The sequence below is a fragment of the Pedobacter sp. MR22-3 genome, from assembly GCF_026240075.1.
Classification (GTDB): domain Bacteria; phylum Bacteroidota; class Bacteroidia; order Sphingobacteriales; family Sphingobacteriaceae; genus Pedobacter.
Genome location: NZ_JAPIVF010000001.1, coordinates 717888 through 741821, shown reverse-complemented (window position 1 = coordinate 741821; position 23934 = coordinate 717888). Strand labels below are relative to the sequence as shown.

The window sequence follows — 23934 nt, the reverse complement described above, 5'->3', positions numbered from 1 at the left end:
TTAAAAAGCCAACTTGAATATCATCTAATGCTACCTAACATGATTTTGAATTTCCGGAAACAACCATAAAACTATCCTGTTGTACTTAAAAGTTTCAGCAAGAAAATTAAATATGGATAATCAGGTAGAAAAAAATAAAGCGATTTGTAAAGTATTTTTGGACGAATTGTTTAACCAAAAAAATATAGATGCCATTGATCAGTTTGTGGATCATCATGTCAGTATTCAAAATCCATTTCCCGGACAAAGAACAGGAGCTGACGGATTTCGGGATATCAGCCAGATATATGGACTGGCTTTCCCTGATCTGAAAATCAGCTTTAACCACATTTTAGGTGATGCAGATCAGGTTACCTGTCACTTCACGCTGGAGGGTACGCACAAAGACCTTTTCATGAATGTACCGGCTACAGGTATCAAAGTCAGATATGATATCGTATATATTTTAAAATTTACCAACGAAAAAATAACAGCGCACTGGTCTTTAGTTGATGGATTAAGCGTGCTGCAACAAATTGGTGCCATTTCTCTTACTTAAGCAATGTAGAATGCTTTTATAGTCAATATACCCTAGAATAGATGGCATGTTCATGACCAGCAATAAGGCTTTAATACAAATTTGAAGCCTTATTTTTTTGAAATCAAAATTTTATATGCTTCCCGATTTGAATAAAACCATCCAATTGGTTATTCTTGCAATTGAGCCTGATTAAGTTATTTCCTTAAAGCTACAAATGAAATCCTTAACCTTACCCATACTTCAAAGCAGACAACATTTTCCGGTTCTTGATGGATTGCGGGGCGTAGCAGCACTGGCTATTGTTATTTTTCACTTTATGGAAATCGTTTTTACCGATTTTACCCAAAACATTATTGGCCATGGTTTCCTGGCTGTCGATTTCTTTTTCTGTTTATCTGGCTTTGTTATTGGCTATGCCTATGACAACCGTTTAGAAGAAATGGGCATCCTGGAGTTTTTTAAATCGCGGATCATCAGGCTTCACCCGCTGGTATTATTCGGTTCTGTACTCGGGCTATTTGCCTTTTTATTTGATCCCTTTGGCGGTCAACCCTTTATTTTCAGTACAGGTAAGATCATTTTGCTTTTTATCAGTTCGGCCTTACTGGTTCCTTTTCCGGCGATGGAAGAAAGGGCTTTTAACTTATTTGGTTTAAATGCGCCATCATGGTCGTTATTCTGGGAATATGTAGCGAATATATTTTATGCTTTTATACTGGCCAGGCTGCATCGAAAGTACCTGGTTATTTTAGCCATTATCGCGGCCATACTTTTAGGCGTAGTGGCTTACCGGGCTGGCTCATTAATGGGCGGATGGGCTGGCGATAACTTTTGGGATGGTGGAGCCCGAATTTTTTACTCTTTCATCGCGGGCCTGCTGGTTTATCGCTTCAAGTGGACAATTAAAAATAATTTAGGCTTTTTTGGCCTTTCCATATTGCTCAGCTTAGCGTTCCTGATGCCTTTTTTTAGCTATAGCTGGCTAGCCGAATTAGCGGTGGTATTATTTTATTTCCCCTTAATCATTGCATTGGGCGTGGGCACTAAAGTGCATGAGCGCCTGACAGGATTGTGCCATTTTTCGGGCAAAATTTCCTATCCGTTATACATGACCCATTATTCAGCGATCTGGATGTTTAACCATTATTACAGCACCTATAAACCGCAGGGCAAAGAATTATCGCTGTTAATTATTGCGGGGGTAATGGTCTTATTGTGCCTCGCCTATCTTGCCATGGTATGGTATGATCTGCCTGTGAGAAAATACTTAAGCCGCAAAAGGATAAAAAGCGACTTACCCAAATAAGTCACTGCTGAGGTATCGATCACCCCGATCGCAGGTAATAAAAACCAATACACCAGACTCCAATTCCGAAGCTACACGAATGGCCGCTGCACAGGCACCACCAGAACTCATTCCTGCAAAAATACCTTCTTCTCTGGCTAATCTCCTCGACATTTCCACAGCTTCTTCCTGACTGATATCCATTATACGATCTACACGTTCAGGCTCAAAAATTTGGGGCAAGTATTCTTTCGGCCAACGGCGGATTCCGGGGATGGATGCACCATCTGTTGGCTGGCAACCCACAATTTGAACCGCTGGGTTTTGTTCTTTAAGGTATAGCGAACACCCCATGATGGTGCCGGTTGTACCCATTGAACTGATAAAATGTGTAATCTCTCCTTCAGTATCTCTCCACATCTCCGGCGCAGTAGTTTTATAGTGTGCCAGGTAATTATCAGGATTTGCAAACTGGTTCAGCAAAAAGTAACCCTCAGAAACACCTTTTTCTTCAGCATAATCACGACAGGCTTCTATACTTTCGAGCAAGGTCACCCGTGCACCAAAAGCTTCCATGGTTACTTTACGCTCGCGGGTAGAATTTTCAGGCATCACCAGCTCAATATCCAGGTTATATAATTTGGCAATCATGGCCAGTGCGATGCCTGTGTTTCCACTGGTTGCCTCCACCAATTTCGTTCCTGGCTTAATCTCACCACGTTCTATTGCACTGCGAATCATATTTAGAGAAGCCCTGTCTTTTACACTTCCGCCTGGGTTATTTCCTTCCAGCTTGGCATAAATTTTCACTTTTGGGTTAGGGCTGAGTTTACTCAATGCAACCATGGGTGTGTTCCCGATTAAATCTATAATTCCTGCCATAATGTTTAATTCTTTTCTTTTATATTTCTGATGGTGATGGTTGGTGAATGATAAACCAATGAATAAGGATTCACACTTTCCGTAAGCCATACATTTCCGCCAATGATGCTGTCATGTCCGATGGTGGTATCTCCACCCAGGATGGTGGCTCCTGAATAAATCACCACCCGGTCTTCTACCTTTGGGTGCCTGCTGCTGCCTGCAAATACTTTTTTCACACTCATAGCACCCAGCGTTACGCCCTGGTATAATTTTACATGTTCACCAATAACGGTGGTTTCGCCAATCACAATACCGGTTCCATGATCAATATAAAAGTATTCGCCAATTTCTGCCGCCGGATGAATATCGATCCCGGTTTTTGAATGTGCATGTTCAGTTAAAATTCTTGGAATCAGCCTGAGCCCCAGTACATGCAAGGCATGTGCAATGCGGTAAAGGCAAATGGCATAAAATCCCGGGTATGTGCGGATGACCTCAAATTCACTCACCGCCGCAGGGTCACCTTTATAAATTGCAGAGATATCAGTATGGAGTGTTTGATAAAGCACCGGAAGCTGTGCAAAGAAAAGTTCCGTTATTAAATTGGCATCACCAGGATTTTCCGGATGGCCAGCTGATGCGATGTTAAACAACTCAGATTTTAAGCTCTGGGTATAAATCACTAAATCAGTTTCACTTTCAAAGTGGATAATGCTATGCTCGGGATATAACAAGTCGACAATTTTGATAGCCCAATGCGCAATAACATCATTAGGTGGCAGATGGTTATCACTATTTCGCTTTCTAAACAGGTAACCGAAAAAATCGTCACTCATAAAAATACTGGTTAAATCTTAACACTAAATCCCTTTGTTTTGTAGCGTAAATATATCGATTAGCCTTTAGCTCTACGTCATTTACTCATCAAAATGTTTACCCTCAAAAACCAGCATTTAGCACAAAGGTTATCCGCATTATGAATGGTGATACTACAGAAGTTCTATATAAAATCCCCCAATAAAACACGAACGATATAAATGACTTATTACCGTCATCGCCAATCAAAAAAGGTACTTCATCAGGAAATAATTAAACGGAGGGAATGGCCTGGCATTATAAAAATATTCTACTGATGCTGGTGACGCACAACTGTCGTAATATTTAATTCTTCCGGTTTTACAATTAGACCGGTAGAATCTACATTATTTTCATCAGCCAAGGCTTTGCCAGAAGGCTTTTTGCCCGCAGCAGCAGCCTTTCCAGGATTTTTAACTGTTTCCATGCTTTCAGATAAATTTGCTGGTGAAAGAGATAGGTAACACCAAAGGCCACCACCAATCAGCAATACCAGAAGCAAACCAATCGTCCAGTTTTTGTTTTTTGGAGTCTCTGCTGTTTCGTTTTTAGAAAGATCAAATTGAGTTCTGGCTTTTGCCAACGGCTCATTTTTATTTAAATCAAATGACATAATTTTTATTTTAAGTATGCATATCTAATAAGGTTTGCAGGCTTCCGGTATGCGCACGGCCCATTGCTTCAAACTCCCAGCTGTCTCCGGAACGAAATAAGCGACCAAATTCCACCGCATCTTCATTCGCGTTAATAATCCTTTAATTTATGTAAACCCTAAAGTTTTACCAATCTTCATAATCTATGTGGATTGTTTTGATTTATGCCTCAAAAATATAGGAACTGTAAAGCTCTTTTTTACGGGAACCCAGAATTGCAACGTTTTTCGTTTATCATAAATTCTTCGAACTATACGCTGGCGAAGAACAGGTCGCAATGCTTATCTTCGTTAATTAAATTTAACCATGCTTATATACGAAACGTTACGCATACACATTGAAAAACAAATTGCCTTAACAGATGAAGAGTTTGATTTTGTGCAACAGCATTTCGAAGTTAAACGATATAAAAAACATCAATTTATTATTCAGGAAGGGGAAATGGTACGGTATTCTTATTTTCTAGTTTCAGGATTAACTAAACTGGTCCATCATGATGAAAGTGGTAAAGCACATATTATTTCTTTTGCCATGGAAGATTGGTGGGAAAGTGATTTCCATGCTTACCTCACGCAAACACCAGCAATGCTTTCGCTGGAATGTATTGAAGATACGGTGGTGCTATGCATCTCTTTGGTAAATTATAGAAAGCTGTGCTCCCGACTTCAAAAAGTAGAATCTTTCTTTCTGGAGAAAGCACACTTCGGTAATATCGCCGCACAAAGGCGAATCTTATCGTTACTTACTGCTAACGCAAAAGAGCGTTATGAACAATTGCGAAGACAATATCCTTCTTTATTTCAGCGGGTTCCAAAATCGTTACTCGCTGCTTATCTTGGTGTATCCAGAGAAACATTGAGCAGGCTGTCAGGTTAGCGTGTGATAAACATCACAAAAAAATGGTGATGTCCCGCAACTGATCTTAACAATCATTCTCTCAATTTTGTGGTATAGCAAATTCGCTATAATGAAACAATTTGACATGGAAAAACGAGCAATAAATCCCTGGAATTGGCAGGATCAAAGAAATTATGTACAAGCTGTAGAAGTGAAAGCAGCGAATGGAACGTTGTATTGTTCAGGACAAACTGCTATTGATGCTGATGGAAAATCTAGTGATGCTGATATGGCTACGCAACTTACGCAAGCCATTGCAAACCTGGAACAGTTAATTACCTCGGCAGATTATGATTGCAAAAACATTGTCCGCTTAAATGTTTACCACACTAATATTGATGAATTTTTTAATAGCTTTCAGATCCTTCAAGATTGGGTGGTGAAACATGGTATTAAGCAGGCCACAACAGTAATGGAAGTGAAAAGTCTTTTTGAAACCTTAAAGGTAGAACTGGAAGCCACTGTGGTAAAGTAGAAGATTTTACTGCCAGAGACAGTATCATACATTCGAAATGTCATCTTGAGTCTGCCGAAGGGCCTTTAAAAGAATTGCTTAACGGTATTCGGCAAGCTCAACATGACAAATTTTAATACAGAAGGCCTTTTGAATTTAAATCAAACCTGTTATATCATCTATTTCTTTTCTCTGATGTAGATATTATTGTGGTTAGATTTAAGGATGAAATCTACTCCACCACCATTTATTTTTCCATTAAGTGATTCTGCATAATTCCCACCCTCATAGCCAAATACAGGAGCATTTTCATCCTGGTTTTCACTGTTGGCAGCTAAACTTTTGATGGTTAAAGCCTGAACGCCCTTTCCAATAGTTAGTGTTTTTACAGGTTGCCCTGTTGCATTCGTTTTCGGGTTAGAAGCGGGATTTATTGCAATTTTCAAGTCATCAGCTGCATAGATTTTGCCATAGTTACTGATCACTTCGAGATTAGCTTTTACAGAAGCAGGAAGCGCAATATCAACATGCCCATGCACAGATATAATAGAGATGGGACCTTTCAAATCAGCTGGAAATGACGCATCAACCGAGCCGTGTAAGGTTTTGATATTCATAGGACCGACATTGTTGGTTAATACAATATCATTTCCGGTTACCGCTACATCAATCTCTGTTTTCAAATTTTTAAGTGTAACTGTATCCTGATACATATTGCTGTTATTGGCAAAGGAAACACGGACGTTTCTTGGTAATTTGATGCTTAATTTTGGTTGGTTAGCCACGCTAACCGGATTTACATTAATATCATCTCCCCTTACGGTAACATCAAAACCCAAACCGCTATTATCTTTAAAACCAGAACTGTTAAATGCCTTTAGTCCTTTAGCACGCTCATCAACTTCTTCATCTTCATTTTTAGGAAGAGAGAAAATAATTTCATTCCCATCGTAACCCTCTACCGTAACCCCGCTGATGTTGAGGTTCAGTTTTCCATTATTTTTAGCAAGCTTGTATTGTTTTTGTGCCGAGGCCGACAGGCCAGTGGTAAATAGGGCAAATAATAAGATCAAGTGTAGTTTCATATCTTTAGTGTTTATGTTGATTAAAATTTATTTTCTTTAAGCAGGATCTGGTAAACCTCATCTTTAACTGCCTCCAGTGTAGATGGATCATTCACAAGGGCGTAAAGCCGCTCATCAATCTTGACATTTTGCATTTTACCCAAAAGATTAACAAGTGAGAGTTGTAACATCGGATCATTCTGGTGATTGAGGGCGTTTACCAAAAGATTGGTAACATGTGTATCTTGCCTATATTTCTCCAACACACTCAATGCAGCCAAACGCACATTGCTGTTTCCGTCATGCTGAATGGTTGCAGCCAGACGATCAAGCATATCATAACTGATCAATTCACTTTTTTTGATGGCTAAAACAGCGGCCAACCGGGTACTTGATGAAGCGCTGTCGTTTAACTTTTTATAAAGCATCTGATCGGGTGAGGGTATGAACGGAACTTCTTCTTTGCTTTGATGCTTTTTTACATGAGAAGTTGTTTCATGTGCAGCAAACTGAGACCGTTTTGCATTCTGTGTAACGGCCTTTACTAATGGCTTCTCAGCAATTTTTGGGTGTTTATTCTGCTTATTCAGGGCCAGGTGCTGTTCAGTTTTCTTTGCCCGTTGCGTGTTATTGAAGAACCATAATCCAATAGTACATACCAGTAAAACTGCTGCTGCAGCCATCCAGCTTGCAGGTTTGATATTTAAAGTACGGTGCTTTTTTACCATGGGTTCTTGAGCCAGACTGGCTTTAAATCCCGCCAGGTTAAACTGCGGAGCTTCCAGATGATCGAAATCTTCCCGGTGCTGCTCCACAAAATCTTTTATCGGATCATTCATAATAAGCTTTATCTTTTAGTGATACTAATATTCTTTTTTTTGCCCGATGGTACTGCGTTCTGACAGTAGACGGGGCCAGACCTAGTGTAAGTGCGATTTCATCCTGTGGCATTTTTTCAAAAAGGTACAGGGTTAAAATTGTTCTGTACCCGTCCGAAAGCTCGTCAATACAACGCCTGACATCCTCAACACGGCTTTCAAAAATTTCATCTTCCCTGATGTCATAATCAGCCTCGGCCCTGAACTCATAGTTGTCCAGATCTGAAAACAGCAGTTTCTTTCGCCTGAGGTGCGAGATCGACTTATTGATCGCCATTCTCCTTACCCAGGCTTCAAAACTATTGATTTGCATTAACCGCTTCTGATCGCTAAAGACATTGCAGAAAGTTTCCTGCAAAATATCTTCTGCCTCCGCACTGTGCGCAACCAGCCGGCTAATGGAATTAAAAATCCCCCTGGCATATCGGTTATAGAGCCCGGTATAACCCGCATCCTTGCCCCGAAGGCACATGGCAATCAATTCCTGATCAGATATGTTTTCTTTTTGAAGCAAGTAGCGTTTCAGTTAATTTTTAATTCAAGAAGTTTCTATTCTATCCTGAAGTCGCAATAGGGGAAATAATGTTGCATCTGCCCTTTGATTTATTTAAAAATAAATCAAAGGGTCTAAAATATTCCATAAATTACTGTTTAAAGATCGGTAAAATCATTCATTTTAAACAGATGATTACCAAGATAAGATGTCCTGTAGGCCTTTTAAATTGATCTTTCTGCATTTTTTAATGCGCAGCATTTTTCTTCAGCATCCCACACCGTTAAAAAAAATTAAAATATTTTCGATGCCAGGCAATAATGTATTAAAATGATCGTCTTTATATGGAGAGCGTTAATTTAGATTAAACGGGAGTCGTCTTTATGATGATTCCCGTTTTCTTTTGGATTCAATTTGAACAGGAGCTGTTGAGGCATTTCCTGATTTAGTAATATTTAAGCTATTGTTCTCACCCTAACGATCCGTTATACCCCTCAAAATAGATTATTTTAAAATTATTTTCAGTACCGGGCAATAATGTGTTAAAATGATCGTCTTTATATGGAGAGCGTTAATTTAGATTAAACGGGAGTCGTCTTTATGATGATTCCCGTTTTCTTTTTTTTACGGTTCTTTGGATTGAAGATTATAAAATCAATCACCAGCTGAAAAGAAGATTGGCATTGTGGGGATTGATCCCTTTTCGCTTTTGTGCGAAGGAGAATCTCCATCTTTCATCTGGCTTTATTGTCTTTTAAAAAAGCTTGAAGTAGCTATATTATGACCGATGCGCTTCACGAAAATCGCAATCAACTGCCGAATTGTTTTTAAGAAGTATTCCGGAAAAAGATCCGGATTGATGATATTTGCTTAATTTGCATTCGTTTTTTTGAGATTATTACCATTTAATATATGAGCAATACAGCCGCGAATCAGGATCGTTTCGGAGCCCTTGTAGCCGCAACGTCAGATGTTGTTTATCGCATGAGTCCGGATTGGGAGGTGATGTATGAACTTGATGGCCGGGGTTTTTTAAAAAGCACTTCTGAACCGCTTAAAAACTGGCGGAACCATAACGTGCATCCTGCTGATTTGCAAATGGTAAATGAGGCAATATCCTGGTCCATTGCCACAAAATCAATGTTTGAACTGGAGCACCGTGTTTTGCGTGCAGACGGAAGTACAGGCTGGACAATTTCCAGGGCTGTACCCATATTAAATGATGCAGGAGATATTTTGGAATGGTTTGGTGCTGCCAAAGACATTACGCTTCGCAAGCAAACAGAGCATGAACTTCAGCAGGCGAAAGAGCTGGCAGAGCAGCAACAGCGGCTTTATGAAACGGTAACATCCAATACACCTGATCTGATTTATGTATTTGGATTAGATTACCGCTTTACCTATGCCAATAAAGCTTTGCTTGAAATGTGGGGGAAGCGTTGGGAAGATGCCGTGGGCAAAACCCTGCTTGAGAATGGTTATGAACCCTGGCATGCAGAGATGCATGAGCGGGAAATTGATGAGATTATTACCACCGGAAAACCCATTCGGGGTGAGGTCGATTTCCCTCATGCGGCACTGGGTAACAGAACTTACGATTATATCCTGACACCCGTATTTGATTCCAGTGGTCTGGTAGTCGCTATTTCAGGGATTACCCGCGATGTTACACAACGCAAGCAACAGGAGCAGGAAAAATTCAGGTTGTCTGCCGAACTGGCTTTATTAAATGAAGCCGCTGAAGCAACAAACGAGGAACTTAATGCGGCCAATGAAGAACTTCAAACTTCCCAGAACAGGCTGAGTGAAGCCAACAGGAACCTGGAACTGATTTTAAATATGTTACCGGCCTCCGTGGTCGTCATCCGTGGCTATGACCTGGTGGTGGAATTGATTAATGAAAGTAACCTGAAATACTGGAACAAAAGCAAAGAAGAGGTTTTAGGAAAAAGGTTTCTGGACATATTGCCGGATCTGGCCGATCAGCCTTTTGCCGGCCAGCTTCGCAAAGTAATGGATACCGGCGAAGTCATTGATGTAAAGGAAAGCCCAGTACTGTTTACTATGCCGGATGGTACCATCCGAGAGACTTATGTAGACTATACTTACCAACCCCTTGCAGATGCTTTTGGCAACAGAAACGGGGTACTGGTGATGTCTTTTGAAATTACAGAAAGGATACTTTCTAAACGATTACTCGAAAAATACACTGCCGAACTTACCCAGGTAAATAAGTCGCTTTCTATCGCGAACAATAAACTGGCAGCCAGTGAGGCTCGATTTAAGTTTTTTATTGAGGAGGCACCTGTGGCCATTGGAGTTTTACATGCCAGGGAGCTGATTGTGGAAACCGCTAACCAGAAGATATTGGAAGTTTGGGGTAAAAGCCCCGAAATTATAGGATTACCGCTTGCTCAGGCACTACCGGAATTAAGTGGTCAGCCTTTTCTAGGCATACTGGATAATGTATTTATGACCGGCGTACCCTTTTACGCCAATGAAATCAGCGCCATGTTAAATCATGGAGGAGAATTAAAAGAAATCTTTTTTAATGTAGTTTATCAACCTGTAGTTGGACAGGATGGAGCCGTATCTGATATATTGATCGTTGCGACAGATGTGACAGAACAAGTTCATGCCCGCAGATCGATTGAACAAAGTGAGCAGCATTTCCGGAAACTTGCCGACCTGGTGCCCGCCAAGATTTCTAATGCTTTACCAAACGGCATGGTGACTTTCTCTAATCAGCACTGGCTGGATTTTACAGGAATGAGTTTTGAAAATCTTCGTGATTTTGGCTATTACCAGATCATGCATCCTGATGAGATTGCCTCCTTTAAAAAAGGGCTGGAAGTAGCAGCAGCTAATGGCACTCCACATGTTGCAGAAATGCGCTTTAAAGACAGAAATGGCAACTATATCTGGCATTTAAATATCTCATCGCCCATTTTAGATGAAGAAGGAAAGGTCATGATGTGGGTGGGATCTACGACTGATATTCAAACAATAAAAGAGGAAGAACAGCGTAAAAGTGATTTCGTAAGCATGTTAAGCCATGAACTTAAAACGCCGGTTACCTCCATTAAGGGGCATGTACAACTGGCCTTACGGTTATTATCAAGAGAAACATTATCTCCATCATTACAAAAACTGAGCACCTCATTATCACGTATTGATGTACTGCTTTTGCAATTAACCGGACTCATCAGGGATATGCTTGACCTTAGCCGGATTGATGCCGGCAGGATGGATTTAAAGGTAGATCATTTTGCAATTGATACATTGGTAAAAGAAGTGGTAGAAGATTTTCGCCTGAGCCATCAGCAATATGTTTTCCACCTGGAAACGGCTGCGAATATATTTGTTCATGCCGACCGCGACCGGATCAGCCAGGTACTGATCAACCTGATTGCCAATGCAATCAAGTATTCTCCTAAAAGCAACCAAGTTGATATCGCTGTTTCCACAACTGAAAATGAAGTATTGATTGACATCAAAGATTATGGAATTGGTATTGAAGCAAAAGACCAGACCAAAATTTTTGAACGCTTTTTCAGGGTAGAGGGTCAGAATGAAAAATATTTCAGTGGTTTTGGAATCGGATTATTTTTAGCGCATAATATCATATCGAGGCATGGGGGTGAAATCTTATTGGAAAGCGAGCGGAATCAGGGCTCAGTGTTTACCGTGCACCTGCCGATATAGAAGTTTTACTCATGCATTTATTTAGTTTTTAGCAAAGCCCGATTGAATGGTTTACCTCTATAACTCTGTTTTATTTAGTAAACAGGACTGAAATTTTTTAGCTATTTCATGTTGTTGTAATTGATCACCATTTGGCAAAATCATATAATTTTGATCAGTAATCGGATTTATGATTACCTGATAACCGTCCCTACAATTTTGATATCGATAAGCAAATGCCTTTAGTCCTTTGAATAACCCCTCTGTTTTAGCCATTTGATAAACATGCCGGGAACAGCTTATTCTAAAAATACACCGGGGCTCTTGGTTTTTAGCCTTGAGCATCCAGTATATTTTAATTAAGAATAGCAGCAGAAATCTCATTATAGATTTTTCCCAAATACAACCATCTGATATGAGGCAAGATAACCTGGTTTTGCACCAAATCCAAAGCATCCGGGATCTGGTTGCACATAAGTAGAAACACTCTCCAACCTGATGTATATCCAGCCTTCGTTAAGATAGTGGTTGATAGTTTGCTCCAATTGTTCTGCTACTGCTACAGTAGTCTGCTTTTTATGATCTATGGTAGCGGTAAAAGGTATAACTTTATATTCCATATTAGTTGATTTACTGCGTATTGATTTGTTAAGATTCAAATGTAATACACCACATCAAGCCAATCTTACGGGTTTCCGTAACAAAAACCAGATAAAGAAAATGAAATAAATAAAACTATATATTTTAAAAAGAACATAGTTTTTATCTATATCATTAAAATTAAGTAATGACATTCCATTAAATATATCATGCCATCACTTAATTGATTCACTGTCTTGTTACCTAAGTCCGTTAACTTTCAGGTATTCAATCAATGCCTTCGGATGATCGGTCTGTACACCCTGTATGCCTTTATTGATGGCATTTTTCCAATCATCAGGCATTTCATTGCTTTTTTGAACATCCAGAAATACACTAATTCCTAAAGATCTGATCACCGGTAAAAGATTTTCGGCCGGAATGTTATCCACAGCATTCAGGGACATTTTGTCCAAAGCGGCTAATAATGCTTCCCTTGTTCTAATGGTCTTATTTAAACTGGACATTAAGGGCATTTTCGGCGCAATCTTTTTCCACGAATAGTATTGTTTCAGCTCATTAATGTAAACCAATACCTGATCTGTCATCCCTGCTTTTTCAATTTCCTTGTAAGCCAGACCTACATCCGCAGCTTTAAAATCAAGGTAAATATTGATCCTACCTTTGCAGGTTTTTAATGCATCAGCAAAGCTGGCGATCTGGTGCAGGCTACCATCTACCCCTTTTAGCGTAAGTTTTTTTATGGCTTCAAAATCAAGGTCCTTTATCAACCCCTTTCCATCACTCACCTGATCTACACGGTCGTTGTGTAAAAGAACCAGTTGCCCGTCCCCGGTAGTCCTGAGATCCAGCTCAACATAATCTGCACCCAGTAAAATAGCTTCCTCAATAGCAGCTATGGTATTTTCAGGTTTGTTGAGGTGGCTTCCACGGTGTGCAATAACGATAAAACCATGTTTTGATTTAGGCAGTGACTTTGCTACCTGTTGCGAAAAACCAGTGAAACAAAAACAGCTCATTAAGATGGTGCATAAGGCCAGTTTCTTTTTTGAGTTCATCTTTTATGGTTTTAAAGCCGGGTTCAAATCTGTAAATGCTGCTGCACGGTTTCTACTTGTCTTTTGCAATGAAAAAGCATCGAAAAGCTCACCGGAAGTTTTATAGGCCTCAAATTTAAGTTTATCGCCATCTACGTGAATCACCTGAAAAAGCTGGGTATTCTCTAAGGATACATCCATCCATTTGGCACCATCTACCTGGTACATTTTAGGCCCTGCTACCGAAACCAGGTAAACTGGTCCACTTGCATCCCGTCCGGATAAACCTCTGGGCAGGTTCTGCCCCCGGCTATAAGTATGGTCATGCCCCTGCAAAACCAGGTCAATGTGGTATTGATCAAATAGTGGTTTAAAGCGTTCTCTGAACTCCTTATTGTCCCGGCTTTTTGCCGTAGAGAAAATAGGGTGGTGAAAGGTGATCACCGTCCACAACTTCTTATTTTCTTTCAGTACTTTTTCCAGCCATTCATATTGAGCCTTGGCAGAAGCTTCATCTAGGATGATCATTTGCGAATCTAAGGAAATGATGCGTACGTCCTGATAATCTACATAATATACCGATGATTCAAGCCCCTTTGGTCCGTTGCCGGCAAAGGTGTACTGTACGCCCCAGTGTGGATCTAAAAGGAGCTTTCGCTGATCGTCCCGTACATATTCATGGTTTCCCGGTGATGGAATACTTGGGATCATACCATTAATAAAGCCACCACCATAATGCCATTCGCCCCATTCCTGATCATTATTAGAACGGTTGATTAAATCTCCGGTATGAATAATAAACCGTGCATCAGGCTGGTGAGAAAAAGCCTTGCGGATAACCCGCGACCATTTGGAACGGATATCATTTTGCGCATCGCCCAGGTATATAAAAGAAAACGGTTCATTTTTGGCTGAAGCTGTAGTAAACTGAAACCATTCGCTCCAGTGTTCACCTGAACCTACCCGATAGGCATACACCGTTGCTGGTTTTAGGTTAGTAAAAGTAACATGGTGATACTTGGCCGTTTCATAATTATTTCTGCCATTTAATACGGTAGAGCTGGCATCGTAACTTGTTATGGCCTTTTCTAATGCAGGGTTGGCATCCTCAGCTTTAATCTGTGCCTTTGAAGCCATGATGGTTGTATCAGTGCGCCAGTTAACCGTTTGGCTGGTTGCCGGATCTCCCGCCCAGGTTAAAATTACACGGTCAGGGTATTGAGTTGGACTAAAGTTCTGGGCTGATAGTTTGGTTAGCACTCCGCTCGAAAGCAAGGTGATGATTAAAATTGATTTTATAAAGGATTTCATGTTGATTCTGATTAAAATTTAAATTATTTCAGGTACCACATTAGGGTGTACTGATTGTCTGTACCGAAAGCGGAGACAGCTTTCTGATAATTGGTTTTGTTCTTTGCGCTTTCCGAATCCGGATAGATGTAACGTTTAGGGATTCCTCTTCCGGCAGCCAGCGGACCAGTAACAAAAGCGGGATAACCTGTTCGGCGTTGATCAAACCATCCTTCAGAACCTTTAAACAACATGGCCATCCATTTTTGGGTAATCAGTTGCACGAGTGTACCATCGTATTTTACCAGTGGCTGATTGTAATAAGATTGGGCTGCTGTTACCCCATAACTGCTCATCGATTCTTTAATCGCTTTGTAGTACATGGATTCTGCTGTTTCTCCATTGAGCGTAATTTTACCTTTTTGCAGCGCTTCTGCCAGAATAAAGCACTGTTCGGTATAGGTTACCAGGCTGGCCTTTAATAAGGGATTGGCTGATCCTCCATTTTTCCTGAAGAATGAGGAAGAAAAAACAGAGACATGATCTTCTCCACCATTATAGGCCGATGGCGCATCAATGGCATTGGGTACGCCCACATATTTATTAAAATCTATGGTTGATCCAACCGTACTTTTTACAGGCTCTACCCAAACGGCCAGCCTTGGGTCATTTCGCTCCATCAGGCGATCTACCAGTTCCTTGCTCACTTTAGTTTTCAAATAGTCGAAATCAATCATGGCTAAAGGACCACCAGGCCAGCTATAAGTAGCCATGTTCCCCAGGTAGGCTATCTCTGCATTATCAGCACTGCTTTCAAAAATGGGAAATGCTGTTTTATCATTCACGATCTCCTGCATTTCAGTAAAGGCTGGCGCATAGTTTTTAGAAATGCGCAATAACATGCGTAAACGCAGTGAATTGGCAAACTTTCTCCAGGCGAGGGCATTTCCTTTAAACATCACATCTCCCTTGGCATTAATCTCCTGTACATTACTTTTCAGCAAATTATTGGCTTCCTTAAGTTCTCTTAACAAATCGGGATAGATGGTTTGCTGCTGATCATATTCCGGATAAATCAGATTGGCTTCTTTAGATTTAAGTGCTTGCGAATAGGGAATATCTCCATATAAATCAGTTAGATAGCCAAAATTAAAGGCTTTCATAATTTTACTAATGGCGATATACTGGTTTTCTGATCGTTTTTGTGCGGTTTCTAAAAAAGTTTTATTCACGGCTAAACGGGCATAAATATCATCCCAGTCAACAGGACCCCAATCAAGCAGGTCATAACCCGTATTGCGCACCAGTGTCAGGTATCTTGCTGCCGAAGCGGGTCTTCTGTCAACGGCATTTTCCTGGTAAGCGTAGGCTGTTGACACCAATACATCAGACATTAAAAACTCCGTACTGGTGGTTTCTGGCGCATTAGGGTTGGTATTGATCTTTTCAAAGTCTTTAGTGCAGCTTGCCAATAACACTGTAATGGCGAACAAAAGCGTTATATATTTGAATTTCATTTTATACAGATTAAAAATTACAACTTAGTTTACAGCCGAAGGAGCGGGTGCCAGGCAAGGTCCAGTGGCCTACCCCTAACTTAAAGCCTTCGGTAACACTCATGGTTGTTTCCGGATCATAACCCAATCCATTGGCTGTCCAGGTGTACAGATTCCTTCCGATCAGGGATATGGAAAGGTTACTGATGGGGAGTTTGCGGATAAGCTTTTGATGAAATACATAGGTTAATGAAGCTTCCCTGATTTTCAGGAACGACGCCGAATAGGTCAACCTTTCATAGTATTTATTATATGTATTGTTATAAAAATCGGCAGCGGCAATAATGATTTTGTTTTCGGTCAGGTTGCCATTGGCATCTGCGATATAACCCGGAATGATCATCCCATCATTGCGCTTTCTACCCTGCGAATCTGTCCACGGCAAGCCCCCTGTTTCTGCATCCCTGCCCGTGAGCGTATTATCGGTTAAGCCTGCGTTAATCAGGCTTTTAACCACGTAGGAGTAAAAATTACCACCTTTGCGCCAGTCTAACAGCACATTTAAGGTGAAGTTTTTATAGCTAAAGGTATTGTTAAAGCCTACGGTAAATTCAGGATTATAATTACCTACCTTAATGTATTCTGAATTATTGCGGATATAATGCCCGGTTTTATCCAATAAGGCTGCTCCGGCATTGGGTCCACTGGTTACTTTGGTATAACTTGGCGTATAAAAGTCGCCGATTTTGGTTCCTTCTTTAATCAGGTAACGGATGTTATCACCATCGGCACTACCCATGGAGTACTCCTTCAAACCTGCTGAAAGCTCAATCACCTTATTTTCGTTTTTCGTAAAGTTTACATCGGTTTCCCACTTAAAGGCACCATTAAAAGGCACAGCATTTAAACCAATTTCCCAACCGCTGTTTTGAATATTCCCGGCATTGATTAAGCGGTTAGAAGCACCGGAGGCAATGGTTGTTGGAATATTAATAATCTGGTTTCTTTTATTGGTTTTGTACCAGGTTACATCTATACCTATGCGACTTTTAAAAAAGCGCAGATCGCCGCCAAATTCATATGAGGTTGCAATTTCGGGTTTCAGGAAGTTATTCTTCAGGTTAAACTCAATGGTGGCCCTTTTTACATCGCCCCAGTCCTGGTTAAAAGGAATGGTATTGTATAACTGGTAGGGATCGGTATCACTACCCACCTGTGCCCAGTTAGCCCTTAATTTAATAAACGAAATTGCATCAGATTTAATTTTGAACAGGTCCGTTACAATGGTGCTTAATGATGCAGATGGATAAAAGTAAGAGTTGTTTTCGGCAGGTAAAGTGCTCGACCAATCGTTTCTTCCTGTTAAATCAAGAAAAACCATATCCTTAAATGAGACCTGACCTAAGCCATACAAACTGTTAATGTGCTTACGTGAATTGTATTGTGAATTCACAATGGTACCCGCCTGAGCGTTGCTAATGTTATATACCCCCGGAATGCTGAGGCTTTCTGTTTTCTGTGCCGTACTCCGGTTGGTTTGGCTCATCTGGTTGCCACCCGCCGAAAGACTGAATGACCAATTCTGGTTCAGCAGTTTCTTATAGCTGAGTAAAAAATCAGTATTTTGTTCCTTAAAAAAAGAATTGTCTGCACCGTATCCACCATATTTAAATCTTTTCGAACTAAAAGGGCGTTTGGTTTCATGCATTTCGTTGTACAAATCCAAACCCGTCCGCACCATTAAACTCAGCTCTTTGGTGATATCATAAACGGCCTGCACATTTCCGGTCAAACGGTTTCTGTCGTACCCATTGATATGTTCGTAGGCAACAAAGTATGGGTTATCTGAATCATCTGCAGAAAACTGTTCGATGTTTTCCCTTCCCGGTTTCCAGTAATTCTTCAGGTCGTTGATATTCATGTTTGGAGGAAGCGAGTACAACATCTGGGTAACACTTTCCCGGTAGGCTGATGGCCTGTTATCGCTCTGGTTATTTACATAGCCTACATTGGAACTGATTTTTAGCTTAGGATGCAACACATAGGTTGCAGAGAGGTTCAGGGTATTCCTTTTTAAATCAGTGTTGGGCACTATGCCTTTATTGATGAGGTTGGTATAAGATAGGCGGTAATTACCATCTGCATTTTTTCCACTAATGGCCATATTATTGGTGTAGGTGCTTCCGGTTTCATAAAAATCCTGTGGATTATTGCCATAGGATACCCAATCTGTAGCGATTGGTTTTCCATTGGCATCAAGCGGACTGTTCCATTGCAGATGCTTGGTCCCTACATCAAGCCTTGGACCCCAGGCAGAGGAGGTAGAAGAAGCTGGATCATCGGTATATTCGCCACCACCAAATGTATGCTGAAAGTGAGGAAACATCCAGGCCTGATCGTACATGGCGGTGGAGTTGAAGTTAATGCCCAATCCTTTTTTACCGGCCGAACCATTTTTAGTGGTAATGAGCACTACGCCACTTCCTGCCCTGCTACCATAAAGTGCCGCAGCACTTGCGCCTTTAAGGATCGTAATGCTTTCCACATCATCCGGACTAATGTCTGCAATCGGACTTCCATAATCAACCGATGAACGTCCAACTTCTGTTGTGGCACGGAGTGAATGCGCTACCGGAACACCATCCACCACAAACAGTGGCTGGTTATCTGTTGCGATAGATGATTGCCCTCTGATGGTGATGAATGCGCTTGCCCCGGGATCTGAACCTGTACTCACTACATTCACACCCGCCACTTTTCCTGCCAATGAGTTCACTACATTTACTTCTTTTACGGTATTCACATCGCTGCCCTTTACTGTAGCAATAGAATAACCCAATGCTTTTTCAGCACGTTTAATACCCAGGGCAGTAACGACTACTTCAGAAAGCGCTGTTTCATCAGGGATGAGGCTAATGTTTAATTCGGTTGCACCACGAACTGGGCTTTCTTTGGTCTGGTAGCCCATCATCCGGAAGATCAGCGTGGCTGAATTATCGGTTACATTCAGGCTGTAATCGCCGTTAAGGTTGGTGGTGGTAGTGTTGTTACCTGCCTTTTCTATTACATTTACGCCAGGTAATGGTAAACCTTTTTCATCTGTTACCTTACCTTTTACGCGCACTGATTTTTTGATAATGATCTGGTTTTTTTCGATCAGGTAGGTAAGTTGCAAGGGTGGCAATATCCTGCCGAGCACACTGCTTACAGATTCATTATCAACTTTTAAACTACTGATTTGCAAATGATCTATATTATCTTTATTAGTATAGACAAAATAGAGACTGGTTTTCTTTTCGATGGTTTTGAAAAGTGTAGTTAAGTTTCCTTGTTTAATGTTGATGCTTACTTTAACGTTTAGTTGCTGTGCATTTACGGGTGATGCCCGTCCTACAAAGAACATAACAGAGAGCATGATGTAAATAAGGGTAAAAAAACGCATGACGCTAAAAATTAATTGACCAGTCACTGCTGACTTTTTCATAACTTTGTTTGTTTTAATCTTGATGGGTTAAAATAAAATTTAAAATTTCTTAGCTGCGGCATGCGCCAACATGCTGCAGCTTTCTTATCGTTTGTATTTAATTACATTTACCTCCTTTTATATAAATCGTTTGTTTGTTAATGGTATAGTGAATATTAAATGTGAGCGCCAGCGTGCGCAACACTTCACTGATGCTTACATTGTTAAACTTTGCAGTGAGTTCACAGCTGTCGAATGACTGATCGGAAATGATCTTCACTGCATATTTTCTCGAGATGGTTTGAAATACCTCTTCCATTGGGGTTTTATCAAAATACATTTTGCCAACCCTCCAATCAACTGATGCCTGTGCATCTTCTACGTTCTGACACCTCAAGCGGTTGGATTTTAAGTCGTAAAATGCTTGTTGATTGGGCAATAGATGAACGGCAACTGATTGTTTACCTGCTGAATCTCTCGAAACTGCCACCTTGCCCGTCAGTACGGTTACTTCTGGCTGATTATTTTTCCAGGCACGGATATTAAAGCTGGTGCCCAGTACCCTGGTTTGAATATTCTGGCTCCTCACCACAAAAGGATGTGCGGGATCTCGCTTTACCTTAAAAAATGCTTCTCCGTTTAACTTTACCGTTCTGATGGCGGCATGTTTAAGGTTTTTAGGGAAGCTGATGCTACTGCCGGCATTCAGCCATATTTCTGAACTGTCAGGAAGCAATATGTTGATTATCTTGCCCGCAGCGGCTTTCTCGGTTATCCAGGTGATTGCGCTTTCTGAAACAGGTTGTTGTTTTTGATTCTTAAAAACGAAGAATACCAGTGCACCGGTTATTGCGGCAGCACTTGCCATGGTCAACCAGTTTAATTTTTTGATTGTTCTGGTTTTTGCAGGCTCCAACTGCTGTTTAATCGTTGCAAAACTTTCCTGCCAAGAATGATCCTCGTGCAGAGTTGCTGTATCTTCCCACAAGTGCAGTGCCTGCTCCAATTGCTCCAGCCGATCGGGATCATTACCAGCCCAATCTTTAAGGTCTTGCTCCAGCAATTCAACTTCTAAATTACGCCCACCGTTACGCTCTTTTTCTGCTACATATGCAAGTACTAATTTCCAGGTTTCCTGATCCATTCTAATGCCTTTATACCTACAAGACAAGAATCAGAGCTGCACTACGGGCCGCAAGTTGTTAACGTTACATGAATAAATTGTTAAGGAGCAGCCTACCTAAATTCTGATTTGTTATTTAATACTTTTTGCTGAAGAAACTGAAAACCTTTTACCAGGTGGTCTTCTACAGTTCTTACTGAAATATCCAATAAAGCCGCTATTTCCTTGTAACTTAAACCATCAATCCGGTACAGGTAGAAAATCAGTCGCCGCCTTTCTGGCATCTGATCGATTAAAGCATAGAGCATGCGGTTCCGGTCTTTATTCTGGAAGCTTTGCGCCGGTGTTTCTTTAAGATCTGTTATTTCGGGTGTTTCATCTTCACCATCTATATGCCAGAGTTTTACCCTGGCTTTTTTATGGTAATTGGTTGAGGCATTTTTAACTGCCCGGAAAAGATAGGCCTTTTCGTTGGCGGGGATAAGATTATTTTTCCAGATGGAGATGAACACATCATTTAAGATCAGTTGTGCTTCTTCTCTGTCTTTTACCAGGTAAACTGCATACTTTTTTAAGGTGGGGTACATCCGGCGGTAAAGGTCTTCGAATGATTTTTCATCGAATACCTGTTCCTGAGCATCATTAGATCCGACCATATTATTTTTGCCCATTTATTGTTCTGGCAACATGATCATAAGCAATTGAACCCCTTATAAATCCTTAAATCCAGAAGGAACATATTAAAAATGTAAGCCAGCCTTTTTTAAATAAAGAATCAATTCTGCCGGGCGATCGCTTTGCAGAATAGCGGGTTTCTTTTCAATAAGCCAGCCCCAGCTTTCTTTCTTTTTGTTTTCTTCTACGGCGAGGTCATCATCATGCCCCCCATTTAAGGAAGGCCACAAGCTATTTAGCCAAAGCACTTGTTTTGTAGCAATTTCAGGCAGCATTTTCAGGTTTTTCAAGGTATCGGTATCAAAAACAGGCTGAATAATACTTCTTTTATTGGGCAGGTAGCTTTTCATAATCGGGAGGGCATCAGTTCCTTTCATGTTCACCACCACCATCACATACGCTTCTGCCGGAATGACTTCATGGCTTTTTAATTGATCAAAACTCAGGTTATCGCCTATATTTACAATGGTTTGGTTAAGGGTTTCCGTTTCCTGAAGAATCCGGAATACTTCTTTGAGGTGGTCATTTCCTTTATCTACATTGATGATGATTTTACCTTTTGCAGCCAGCATCATTTCTTTCATTGTTGGAATCCGATGAGGGGTTGTTCTGCCCAGACCATTTTTTAACCTAAACTGTTGGATTTCGGCCAGCGTATAATCACTCACCTTTCCTTTTCCGTTTGTACTTCGGTCGATGGTTTGATCATGCATCACTACCATCTGGCTATCCTTCGTCATTTTAACATCGAGTTCCATGATATCGAAGCCTTTTTCTATGCTGTTTAAAAGCGCCTGCATCGAATTTTCAGGTGCATTTCTCCAATCCCCACGATGGGCGGCAACCAGTATTTGGTTATGGCCTTTACTAAATACGGCAGCCAGTTTCTGGTCAGGGTGTTGTGCAACGGCAGTCCGGGAGGATAGCATCAATATGCCCAATAAAAGCAGTGAACAGCTTCCTTTTTTAAAACAGGTTTTATAAGTCATTTTTTATAAATCTATGGAGATTGATAAATGGCGGCTGTTTTTCAGCCACCATTTAATTATCAAAATACAGGTAAACGATTAATAGCCGGGGTTCTGGTACATTTTTACCGGATCAAGCTTTACTTCATCAAAAGGAATCGGGAAGAATCTATCTTTAGTGGTTACGTTCGCCAGCTTGGCAATGCCGAAAGAAGATTGCGGTTTAGCCTTTAAATAGGCGGCCAGTTCGGTTGCCGTAAAATTCCTGATCAGATCAAACCAGCGCTGGTGTTCAAAAGCAAACTCTACCCTGCGTTCATGGAGAATGGCTAATTTTAAAGTAGGGAAAGCAGCGGCATAAGCAGCATTGGTTTTAGAAAGCGCATAATTTGGCATTCCGGCACGGGTTCTCACCATATCCAGGTATTGAATGGCTGCAGCATCATTTCCCTGCAGCATATTTACTTCGGCCAGCATCAGGATCACATCTGCATAGCGCATCAGGATCCAGTCGTTGCCGCCATATCCGTTCGCTGTCGCCAATGAACTGGCATCACGGAATTTGGTAATGAACCAATCTTTCACAATAGGATCATTGGCATATTTTACGGAGAAATCTTTTCTAAGGTCCGAAGCTTCGTATTCATTAATTAAATCTAATGTCACGTTTCCACCAATACCGGTTGATACCTTCAGCGAGTTGATGGTTTCGCCTTTGGCCTGGTTATTTGCAGCGATGCTGGAGCTGTAATTTACATCGCCTTGTTTATTGGCGATCTGAAAAATCAATTCTTTACAGGTTGTTTTTTTGTTTACATCAAACACATCCACATATGGAATTTCGGATAAATTTCCGAAGGTTTTCATATTATAGGCAGCCAAAAGGCAGGTATTGGCATTGGCCAGATTTTCAGCTTGATTGTTGGTAAGCGTTGCGGCCATAGTGAGGTAAACTTTACCCAGGTAAGCATTAATGGCTGCTTTTGAAGCCCGGCCAATTCCAGCGGTTGGCTGAAAATTAGGCAGGGTACTGCTCAAGCCGTCTTTTAAATCGGCAACAATCTGGTTATACACCTCTGCTTCCGGAGCCCTGAACGTAGCAGCGGTTACCTCTTCGGTAGTGACCAGTTGTTTGGTGACCAATGGAACCGGGCCCCATTTGCGCACCAGTTCAAAGTACATGATGGCCCTTAAAAACTTCGCTTCGGCAATATAATTGGCTTTGGTGGCCGGATTGGAAAAAGAAACCTTATCAATATTGGATAAAATAACGTTGCTTCTGGCAATCGAATTATAAAGGGCCAGCCAATGTGTTTTTAAGAAGGAGTTACTGGGCAACACCGAAAAATCATTAAACTGGAAGGGTTCACCTGCATTACTCTGGTTATCGTTTCTTCCGGTATCATCAGAGCGTTCATCAGTAAACAAACCACTGTTCTCACCAATGGTATTGCTGCTTCTTAAGGCCTGGTAGGCACCATTAACAGCAAGCGAAACATCATTTTCTGTTTTGAAATAATTTTCTACCGTTACGGCATTGGGATTATTTTGTTGCAGAAATTCTTTTTTACAGGCACTTAAGCAAACTGTAGCACCCAGGGCAGCCATTAAAATATATTTTTTCATTTTATTAGA

22 protein-coding genes are annotated in these 23934 nt (G+C 40.9%); 5 read left to right on the top strand and 17 right to left on the bottom strand.

The genetic code is table 11. From position 1 onward, the window contains the following. Window positions 1-112: 112 nt before the first annotated feature. Together OQ267_RS03195 and OQ267_RS03190 are read left to right on the top strand one after the other, a co-directional pair. On the top strand, window positions 113-538 hold the full coding sequence (locus OQ267_RS03195) for an ester cyclase (protein WP_088301106.1): 426 nt from the start codon (window positions 113-115) through the stop codon (window positions 536-538). A gap of 196 nt (window positions 539-734) precedes the next feature. Beyond that, on the top strand, window positions 735-1826 hold the full coding sequence (locus OQ267_RS03190) for an acyltransferase family protein (RefSeq protein ID WP_265834867.1): 1092 nt from the start codon (window positions 735-737) through the stop codon (window positions 1824-1826). Here OQ267_RS03190 and cysM read toward each other — a convergent pair. The 4 genes from cysM to OQ267_RS22530 form a co-directional block, all read right to left on the bottom strand. After that, window positions 1815-2687 carry a cysteine synthase CysM gene (cysM, locus tag OQ267_RS03185; protein WP_265834866.1) on the bottom strand — a complete coding sequence of 291 codons (873 nt, stop codon included), beginning with the start codon at window positions 2685-2687 and terminating at the stop codon, window positions 1815-1817. The two genes, OQ267_RS03190 and cysM, sit on opposite strands and share 12 nt — an antisense overlap. 5 nt (window positions 2688-2692) lie before the next feature. Beyond that, on the bottom strand, window positions 2693-3505 hold the full coding sequence (locus OQ267_RS03180; protein WP_088301109.1) for a serine acetyltransferase: 813 nt from the start codon (window positions 3503-3505) through the stop codon (window positions 2693-2695). Between the two features lie 290 nt (window positions 3506-3795). Continuing rightward, on the bottom strand, window positions 3796-4137 hold the full coding sequence (locus OQ267_RS03175; protein ID WP_265834865.1) for a hypothetical protein: 342 nt from the start codon (window positions 4135-4137) through the stop codon (window positions 3796-3798). 10 nt (window positions 4138-4147) lie between these two features. Beyond that, window positions 4148-4273 (bottom strand): TerD family protein, encoded by a 126-nt coding sequence (locus tag OQ267_RS22530; RefSeq protein ID WP_416348653.1) that lies wholly within the window; start codon window positions 4271-4273, stop codon window positions 4148-4150. A 210-nt stretch (window positions 4274-4483) separates the two neighbouring features. On the opposite strand from OQ267_RS22530, the gene OQ267_RS03170 reads away from it, so the two are divergent. Continuing rightward, the gene (locus OQ267_RS03170) at window positions 4484-5053 is read left to right on the top strand and encodes a Crp/Fnr family transcriptional regulator (protein WP_265834864.1); all 570 of its coding nucleotides are present in this window, start codon (window positions 4484-4486) and stop codon (window positions 5051-5053) included. A 106-nt stretch (window positions 5054-5159) separates the two neighbouring features. Then, a complete protein-coding gene (locus OQ267_RS03165; protein WP_265819513.1) occupies window positions 5160-5549 on the top strand; it encodes a RidA family protein in 390 nt (129 codons plus the stop codon). A gap of 158 nt (window positions 5550-5707) precedes the next feature. Here OQ267_RS03165 and OQ267_RS03160 read toward each other — a convergent pair whose 3' ends face one another. Genes OQ267_RS03160 through OQ267_RS03150 form a run of 3 tightly spaced genes read right to left on the bottom strand, consistent with a single transcriptional unit; the run spans window position 5708 to window position 7984 of the window. Next, window positions 5708-6613, bottom strand: coding sequence for a DUF4097 family beta strand repeat-containing protein (locus OQ267_RS03160; protein WP_265834863.1), 906 nt, complete (start codon window positions 6611-6613; stop codon window positions 5708-5710). Between the two features lie 20 nt (window positions 6614-6633). Continuing rightward, window positions 6634-7431, bottom strand: a complete 798-nt coding sequence (locus OQ267_RS03155; RefSeq protein WP_265834862.1) for a HEAT repeat domain-containing protein — start codon at window positions 7429-7431, stop codon at window positions 6634-6636. After that, on the bottom strand, window positions 7424-7984 hold the full coding sequence (locus tag OQ267_RS03150) for an RNA polymerase sigma factor (protein ID WP_265834861.1): 561 nt from the start codon (window positions 7982-7984) through the stop codon (window positions 7424-7426). Before OQ267_RS03150 ends, OQ267_RS03155 begins: the two co-directional genes overlap by 8 nt. 891 nt (window positions 7985-8875) lie before the next feature. Here OQ267_RS03150 and OQ267_RS03145 point away from each other — a divergent pair. After that, on the top strand, window positions 8876-11668 hold the full coding sequence (locus tag OQ267_RS03145; RefSeq protein ID WP_265834860.1) for a PAS domain S-box protein: 2793 nt from the start codon (window positions 8876-8878) through the stop codon (window positions 11666-11668). A gap of 57 nt (window positions 11669-11725) precedes the next feature. Here OQ267_RS03145 and yidD read toward each other — a convergent pair whose 3' ends face one another. The 10 genes from yidD to OQ267_RS03095 form a co-directional block, all read right to left on the bottom strand. Further along, entirely contained in the window at window positions 11726-12031 is a 306-nt protein-coding gene (yidD, locus tag OQ267_RS03140; RefSeq protein WP_265834859.1) for a membrane protein insertion efficiency factor YidD, read from the bottom strand. Then, window positions 12031-12267 (bottom strand): hypothetical protein, encoded by a 237-nt coding sequence (locus OQ267_RS03135; protein WP_088301117.1) that lies wholly within the window; start codon window positions 12265-12267, stop codon window positions 12031-12033. The genes yidD and OQ267_RS03135 overlap by 1 nt, the downstream gene beginning before the upstream one ends. Before the next feature lie 219 nt (window positions 12268-12486). Then, complete coding sequence (locus OQ267_RS03130; RefSeq protein ID WP_265834858.1) at window positions 12487-13305, bottom strand: glycerophosphodiester phosphodiesterase family protein; 819 nt, start codon at window positions 13303-13305, stop codon at window positions 12487-12489. Between the two features lie 3 nt (window positions 13306-13308). After that, on the bottom strand, window positions 13309-14595 hold the full coding sequence (locus OQ267_RS03125) for a purple acid phosphatase family protein (protein WP_265834857.1): 1287 nt from the start codon (window positions 14593-14595) through the stop codon (window positions 13309-13311). A 23-nt stretch (window positions 14596-14618) separates the two neighbouring features. Then, entirely contained in the window at window positions 14619-16091 is a 1473-nt protein-coding gene (locus OQ267_RS03120; protein WP_265834856.1) for a SusD/RagB family nutrient-binding outer membrane lipoprotein, read from the bottom strand. Window positions 16092-16101: 10 nt separating this feature from the next. Next, window positions 16102-19554, bottom strand: a complete 3453-nt coding sequence (locus OQ267_RS03115) for a SusC/RagA family TonB-linked outer membrane protein (protein ID WP_265834855.1) — start codon at window positions 19552-19554, stop codon at window positions 16102-16104. A 97-nt stretch (window positions 19555-19651) separates the two neighbouring features. Then, window positions 19652-20677 (bottom strand): FecR family protein, encoded by a 1026-nt coding sequence (locus tag OQ267_RS03110; RefSeq protein WP_265834854.1) that lies wholly within the window; start codon window positions 20675-20677, stop codon window positions 19652-19654. A gap of 92 nt (window positions 20678-20769) precedes the next feature. Further along, complete coding sequence (locus OQ267_RS03105; protein ID WP_265834853.1) at window positions 20770-21327, bottom strand: RNA polymerase sigma-70 factor; 558 nt, start codon at window positions 21325-21327, stop codon at window positions 20770-20772. A 69-nt stretch (window positions 21328-21396) separates the two neighbouring features. After that, on the bottom strand, window positions 21397-22320 hold the full coding sequence (locus OQ267_RS03100) for a glycerophosphodiester phosphodiesterase family protein (RefSeq protein WP_265834852.1): 924 nt from the start codon (window positions 22318-22320) through the stop codon (window positions 21397-21399). 78 nt (window positions 22321-22398) lie between these two features. After that, window positions 22399-23925: a RagB/SusD family nutrient uptake outer membrane protein gene (locus OQ267_RS03095; RefSeq protein ID WP_265834851.1), complete on the bottom strand. Its 1527-nt coding sequence runs from the start codon at window positions 23923-23925 to the stop codon at window positions 22399-22401. Window positions 23926-23934 lie beyond the last annotated feature (9 nt).